Annotated in this window: 6 protein-coding genes; 1 reads left to right on the plus strand and 5 read right to left on the minus strand. The window is 44.6% G+C overall.

Annotated elements, in window-relative coordinates:
* Positions 1-198 precede the first annotated feature (198 nt).
* Complete coding sequence (locus AB4623_RS04035; protein ID WP_017059340.1) at positions 199-1344, plus strand: Na/Pi symporter; 1146 nt, start codon at positions 199-201, stop codon at positions 1342-1344.
* 259 nt (positions 1345-1603) lie between these two features.
* On the opposite strand, the gene AB4623_RS04040 is transcribed toward AB4623_RS04035, so the two are convergent.
* Genes AB4623_RS04040 through rppH form a run of 5 tightly spaced genes read right to left on the minus strand, consistent with a single transcriptional unit; the run spans position 1604 to position 6914 of the window.
* The gene (locus AB4623_RS04040) at positions 1604-2455 is read right to left on the minus strand and encodes a thymidylate synthase (RefSeq protein ID WP_017059339.1); all 852 of its coding nucleotides are present in this window, start codon (positions 2453-2455) and stop codon (positions 1604-1606) included.
* Positions 2456-2464: 9 nt separating this feature from the next.
* Positions 2465-3286 (minus strand): prolipoprotein diacylglyceryl transferase, encoded by an 822-nt coding sequence (lgt, locus tag AB4623_RS04045; RefSeq protein ID WP_017059338.1) that lies wholly within the window; start codon positions 3284-3286, stop codon positions 2465-2467.
* Between the two features lie 57 nt (positions 3287-3343).
* Entirely contained in the window at positions 3344-4135 is a 792-nt protein-coding gene (locus AB4623_RS04050; protein ID WP_017059337.1) for a sulfite exporter TauE/SafE family protein, read from the minus strand.
* 8 nt (positions 4136-4143) lie between these two features.
* Complete coding sequence (gene ptsP, locus AB4623_RS04055; RefSeq protein ID WP_017059336.1) at positions 4144-6393, minus strand: phosphoenolpyruvate--protein phosphotransferase; 2250 nt, start codon at positions 6391-6393, stop codon at positions 4144-4146.
* Between the two features lie 2 nt (positions 6394-6395).
* A complete protein-coding gene (rppH, locus tag AB4623_RS04060) occupies positions 6396-6914 on the minus strand; it encodes an RNA pyrophosphohydrolase (protein WP_017059335.1) in 519 nt (172 codons plus the stop codon).
* Positions 6915-7214: the final 300 nt, after the last annotated feature.

Here is a 7214-nt window from a genome sequence, read left to right on the forward strand (position 1 = left end):
TTTCCATTAAAAAACAATTTAAAACAACAACTTAAAACAACCACATTAGCAATTGGAATATTTAAAGAGTAAATCATCACAAAAAAGTCGCACCTAAACCAAAATGTAATATTACTGAAATATTTCCCCTCTAACATCACGCTCAGATTAAACAAACAGACCAAACACAGACTTAAACGGTCCAATGGAGAAAACATTATGAACCAAGCTACTACTGCAGCAGCGCCTATCTCGAGCACTACTCGTTGGCTACGCTGGGCTAACTTGGCATTCATGCTTTACCTACTATTACTTTCAGTTTCAATGGTTGGTACAGGCTTCAAATGGGCAACAGGCGAGCAAGCAAAGGTTCTTTTCGAATTTGCTTCACACCCAGTTGCAGGCTTAATGATTGGTTTAGTAGCAACAGCGCTTATTCAATCATCAAGTACAGTTACTTCAATTATCGTTGGCCTTGTGGCAGGTGGTTTACCTGTTGAGCTAGCAATTCCTATGATCATGGGTGCTAACATTGGTACTACGGTAACCAATACGCTAGTTAGCCTTGGTCACGTTCGTTGTAAAGAAGAGTTCAAACGTGCATTCGCAAGTGCGACAATCCACGACTTCTTTAACCTATTAGCCGTTGCTATCTTCCTACCACTAGAGATGGCGTTTGGAATTCTAGAGAAAATTTCTCACTGGTTAGTATCACCGATGCTAGCAACAGGTGATATGAGCATGGGTGGTCTTAACTTCATCAAGCCAATCACTAAGCCTGTTGTAAGTGCGATTAAAGAACCACTATCAACGTTTGGCGACACTGTTGGCGGCATCATGCTTATCGCTCTAGGTATCGCAACTATCTTCGTAGCTATTACTGTAATGGGTAAGCTGATGAAGAGCCTAATGGTTGGTCGTGCTCGTGAGATTCTAAAGAACGCAATCGGTCGTGGTCCAATCCACGGTATCGCTTCTGGCTCTATCGTGACTATCCTTGTTCAGTCTTCTTCTACGACAACAAGCTTGATGGTTCCACTAGTAGGTTCAGGTGTTCTTAAAGTACGTGACGTTTACCCATTCACTCTGGGTGCAAACATCGGTACATGTATTACGGCTCTACTTGCAGCTACAGCAGTGTCTGGTGAGTTCGCAGTATTCGCACTACAAATTGCTCTAGTACACTTGGTGTTCAACATCATGTCAACGGTATTCATCTTCGGTATCCCGTTCCTACGTGAACTTCCAGTTAAAGCGGCAGACATGATTTCAGACATGGCTGTGAAGAACAAAGCTGTAGTGGCTGGTTACCTTGTTGCGGTATTCCTTGTACTGCCTGGTAGCGTGTTAGCTCTTACCGCTTAATAGCAAAATAAACATCGCTTATAGCAAAGCCCGCTACCTCCTAGGTTGCGGGCTTTTTCTTTTTAAGAGCAGATACGGGATTCGTGTAAGCGAGTATCGAAGAGAAAGAGCCAATGCGCGTTGAGAGTATACGAGTAACATAAAGCATCACACAGCATATGATTTCTCTGCTCTTCGAATCTCGATTACTCGTCACTGTAACTTAGATACAAAAAAGGCTGCACAGAGGCAGCCTTTCAATCAAACAAAGCGAGTGAGATTAAACCGAGAATGGGTACTTAATCGCTTCGTGGCATTCGTAACCTTCAACCCAGAAGTCATCCATCGTTACCCATGTTTCCAAATCTTCTAGAGACTTAATCTGAGGATTGATATGGAATGTTGGGCCAGCTAACGGCTCACGCTTTAACTGGATATCACGCATAGGTGCAAGTTGATCTTCGTAAATATGAGCATTTACTAGCTTATGGTAAGCCACGCCAGCTTTCTTACCCGTGATTTGCGCCATGATAGCTAGGAAGACATACACTTGAACCATGTTGAAATTCAGGCCTAGGGGTACATCGCAAGAGCGCTGAGTGCTGTTTAGGTACAGAGTATCACCAAGTAGTGAGAAGTGATGGCTGTACATACACGGACGCAAACATCCCATGTGGAACTCACCTGGGTTGTAGAAGTTTAAGATCTCGCCGCGGTCATCAATACCGTTAGTTAGATCATCAACAATCTTCTTCAGTTGGTCGATATGACCGCCGTCAGGTTTTGCCCATGCACGTCCTTGAACGCCATAAACACGGCCCATGTCATCTTCACCCTTGCGGTAAGGGTTATTCAGCCATGCTTCATTCAGGTTAGAATTCGCATCCCAAGTTTTAGTCCCTAGCTTACGAAAATCTTCAGCATTGTCGTAACCACGGATATAGCCAAGCAGCTCAGCAACTGCGGCTTTCCAAAAACTCTTACGCGTTGTTACCAGTGGGAATTGGTTATTACCAACATCATATTCAAGGTCAGCATTGATCACGGTTAGGCAACGCTTGCCCGTGCGTTCATTTTCAATCCAAGTACCGTCATCAACGATACGCTGACAGAGATCTAAATACTGTTTCACACCAATTCCTTACTTCGTTTGTTGTGGTAATTCGTCTTTGTAGTGACCACGCTTGTATGCCCACACCATCATCAGCACACCGATGATAACCATTGGCAGTGACAAAATTTGTCCCATAGAGATAAATCCACCGAACAAACCTAGGTGAGCATCAGGTTCACGTACGTATTCTACTAAGAAGCGGAATGTACCATATCCAGCTAGGAATAACCCTGATACAGAACCAAGAGGACGCGGCTTTTTGATAAACCAGTTCAAGATGAAGAACAGCACGATACCTTCAAGCGCCATCTCGTAAAGTTGAGATGGGTGACGAGGAAGTGGACCACCGTTAGGGAACACAATCGCCCATGGCACATCAGTCACACGGCCCCAAAGCTCGCTGTTCATGAAGTTACCTAGACGGCCCATACCTAAACCAAATGGGACGAGTGGTGCAATCATGTCTGCCACGCCAAAGAAGGTGCGACCATTCTTTTTCGCATACCAGAACATTGCGGTGATAACACCCAGCAAGCCACCGTGGAAAGACATACCGCCAGTCCATACCTTAAATAGGTACAGTGGGTCTGCTAGGAAAAGGTCAAAGTTGTAGAAAAGTACGTAGCCAATACGACCACCCAACACCACACCTAGAAAGCCAGCAAACAGTAAGTCTGATACTTGCTCTCGAGTCCAACCACTACCCGGTTGATCAGCTCGGCGATTTGCTAACCAAAGAGCAAACATAAAACCGACAAGGTACATTAGGCCGTACCAACGAACTGAGATTGGTCCTAGTTCAATAAGAACAGGATCGATATTTGGGAATTCGATAAAACCCTGAGACATACTTGGCTCTCTATCTAAATTGATTAACGGTTAGCTCAATGACTAACAGAAAAGACACTACAGCAGCATTGTGGCTGCTATAAACATTAAAAATACCGCAAAGAATTTCTTCAGCACAGGGGTTGGCAATTGAGTGGCCAGTTTCGCACCCACTCGAGTGGTCAAAACTGAGGTACAAGATATCGCGATCAAAGCCGGTAGATAAACATAACCCAAGCTATACGCAGGAAGATCATCGACAGAAGATCCATGCCAAATGAAACCTAGCATTCCCGAAATCGCGATAACACAACCGCATACCGAAGATGAGCCGACGGCTTTACGCATTTCCACACCGTGATGGTTAAGGAAAGGTACCGATAAAGACCCACCGCCAATGCCCGCTAAGCTTGATACCAAACCAATCCCGCCGCCACACAACACGGTTTTAGCTGAACCCGGCATCGATTTTTGGCTCTTGGAGCGAATCGACAATAGCATTTGCAACGCCAACACCAAAACAATCACACCAAAGACTTTTGGTAAGTATTGAGCTGGAATTACATCGGCCACGAAAGAGCCGAGGAAGCCACCTATCACCACACCTGGCATCAACCATTTAACGACAAACATCTCTACGTTACCCAACTTTAGATGGTTAATCGCAGACGATCCCGACGTAACGATGATGGTTGATAGCGAAGTAGCCAATGCCATTTGCATCGCAAACTCTTGGGGGATACCCGCTTTAGGAAGCAAAAACAGTAAGGCAGGAACAACCAGCAAACCACCACCAATGCCTAGCAAGCCTGCTAAAACACCAACAATAGCACCAAGGCCCGCTAACAAGCCTATCAGTTCATATGACACGTTAAATCCTATTTTTTACCTGCTCGAATGAAGCCTGTAAATTCACGCTCTTCGAAATAGTTCAGCATCATACTATAGATGTCACTACCATACGGTTTTGAAAGTGCCTTATTTGCCAAATCCTGTAATTCAGCCAAGTTCGATTGACGAATCAAATATTTGGTTCTTGCGACATTCGAGGTATTCATACTTAACGTCTCATACCCCAATCCAATCAATAGCAGCGCGCCCATCGGGTCACCGGCTAACTCGCCACAAATACAAACAGGTAATTGATATTGCTTACAAGTATCATGAATTTGTTTTAATGCCATGATCACCGCAGGGTGCATTGATTCATAGACATCGGATACTCGTGAATTGTTCCGATCAACCGCTAATAAATATTGGGTTAAGTCGTTGGTACCGACTGAAACAAAGTCGACCTTATGCGCAATCAGCGGCAGTATGTACAGCATGGATGGCACTTCAATCATGATACCAACGCGAGGCATACGCACTCGGTTATCAAGCTCATGCACTTCATCATACGCTTGTTCAATCAACTGTAGCGCGTCATCCAACTCCTGTGCACCAGAGATCATCGGCAGCAAAATACTCAAGTTATGGCTTTCACAGCTCGCACGTAGCATGGCACGTAACTGAATAATAAAGATGTCAGGATGATCGAGCGTAAACCGAATACCACGCCAACCAAGGAATGGATTGTCCTCTTCGATAGGAAAATACGGTAAGGCCTTATCACCACCGATATCGAGTGTACGCATCACCACTTGTTTCTCTGGGTAGCTTGCCAGTACAGAACGATACTGCTTGAATTGTTCATCCTCTGACGGGAATCTTTGCTGCAACAAGAAAGAAATTTCAGTTCGATACAGCCCTACGCCATCAACGCCTTGGTTGATAGCGATGTTAGTGTCTGCACTTAAACCCGCATTAAGCAGAATCTCGACTTGCTTGTTGTCTTGCGTTTTTGCCGGTAGGTACAGCTCGCGATTGACCATAGAGGAGAGCTCACTCTCTTCTAGAATCAGCCCTCGATACTCTTTGAGCAGGCTTTTAGTCGGCTCAATAAAGATCTCACCGCTATACCCATCAACAATCGCTCGCTTGCCATTAGCTTGAGCTAGGTTGAGGTTTACCCCCATGACGGAAGGTATGCCAAGCGCTCGAGATAAAATCGCTGCGTGCGAGTTCGCCGCCCCTTCCAAGGAAATCACCGCTAAGAGCTTTTCTTTGGGAATAGACGCTAATACCGAAGCGGTTAACTCACGAACCACTAGGATAATCGGCTTATCTAACGTGCGAAGTTCATGTTCAGAGTTGTGGAGGAAATAGAGCAGCCTTTGTCCGAGCTCTCGGATGTCTTGTGCTCTCTCACGAAGATACACGTCCGACATACGAGCAAAGCGATTAGAATAACTCTCTACAACCTGTCTTAGTGCCCAATCGGCTTTATCGCCTTTCTGGATTTGGCTTTTTAGATCCTTACGCAGCATAGGATCGTTGAGTAAGTGAGTAAACAGGTCAAAGATCGCCAACGCATCTTTATTGATTTCGCTATCTAAGCGCTTTCGCATGCGCTTAAAGTCATTGAGGGCGTTTTCAACCGCTACCGCCAACAACTCATGCTCTCTCTCTATATTGAGCGTCGAAGCAGGATAAACATCGGTGAGTTCAGGCTGAGTGTTGTCCCACCATAAGTCACCAATCGCCACGCCCGATGAAGCTGCAATACCTTTAGTAGCCGGTAGCTTCTGTTGCTCTAACAGCCAATGGCCTTGAGTTTGGGCGTGCGCCACAATAACGGCAAGTTGTGCAGAGAGCGTGACAAGGAAGGATTCTTCCATCTCACTAAATAAACGTGGGGTCTTCTGTTGAATGACCAATACACCGAGCACTTGCTTGCGGTGGATAATCGGAGTACCGAGAAAAGAGTGATAGACGTTTTCTCCAAGCTCTGGAAAAAACTTATAAGCAGGGTGAGCAGACGCTTGTGCAAGGTTGATAGGTTCAGCACTTCTTTTAACAAGGCCAACCAGACCTTCGTCAAAACCAATGTGAATGCTATTGCCTTTGAAGATCAGGCCTTGAGTTGCCATCAACTCAAGGCGCTGCATATCATTATTTGCCAAATACACGGTGCAACATTCCGTCTGCATCGCACTGCATGTCTCTTTAACCAAAATATCAAGAGCCGTCGACACATCTTCAACTCTTGATACGTGTTCAACTATTTCCCTTAGTTGACTGAGCATGCTTAACCTCTACGCAATTTGCGCTTTCCTTTTATTTTTCGCTCTTTAAACGGCATTGCTAAAGATGCGAACTCTTTCATCGCTCGACGGTAAACATCTCGCTTGAAAGAAACAACTTGTCGAACTGGGTACCAGTAACTCACCCAACGCCAACCATCAAACTCAGGTGTACTTCCACGCTGCATATTGATATGCGATTCATCGCAATCTAAGCGCAAAAGGAACCACTTCTGTTTTTGTCCAATACAGACAGGTTTAGAATCCCACCGAACCAGTCGTTTGGGTAGCTTGTAGCGTAACCAATGACGACTTGTCGCGACGATCTTTACATCCTTTTTAGTAAGGCCAACCTCTTCATACAACTCGCGGTACATTGCCTGTTCCGGAGTCTCACCTTCATCTATTCCCCCTTGAGGGAATTGCCATGAATGTTGCCCGTATCGTTTAGCCCAGAAGACCTGACCATGGTTGTTACAGATTACAATACCAACATTTAATCGGTAACCATCGCCATCTATCACTGGCCAACCTCTATCTAAATTTTTAATTACTCTGATTTTTCCACATATCCCCAATCGGAGCAAACTTAGTGACGTGATAAGCGCTATATTTATGAATAATAACTAGGAATATGGATAAGTTTTGCTCAAATTCTAGTTACCCACACAATAGTGAGACATAGACCACATTTATTCACCTTTTCTGTGAATAACTATGTGAAGAATTACCCGCAATCGTTTTTTTTAATCCATAGATTCATCAACACCAAAAACAACAAATCAGTCAAAATAATTTTATTATTATATAAATCAGTAAATTAA

Source organism: Vibrio sp. 10N.222.52.C12, from assembly GCF_041474215.1.
In the GTDB taxonomy this organism is placed as follows: Bacteria; Pseudomonadota; Gammaproteobacteria; order Enterobacterales; family Vibrionaceae; genus Vibrio; species Vibrio crassostreae_C.

Coding starts and splice junctions, on each gene's coding strand:
- AB4623_RS04035 (WP_017059340.1), top strand. CDS start 199: ATGAACCAAGCTACTACTGCAGCAGCGCCTATCTCGAGCACTACTCGT.
- lgt (WP_017059338.1), bottom strand. CDS start 3,286: ATGTCTCAGGGTTTTATCGAATTCCCAAATATCGATCCTGTTCTTATT.
- ptsP (WP_017059336.1), bottom strand. CDS start 6,393: ATGCTCAGTCAACTAAGGGAAATAGTTGAACACGTATCAAGAGTTGAA.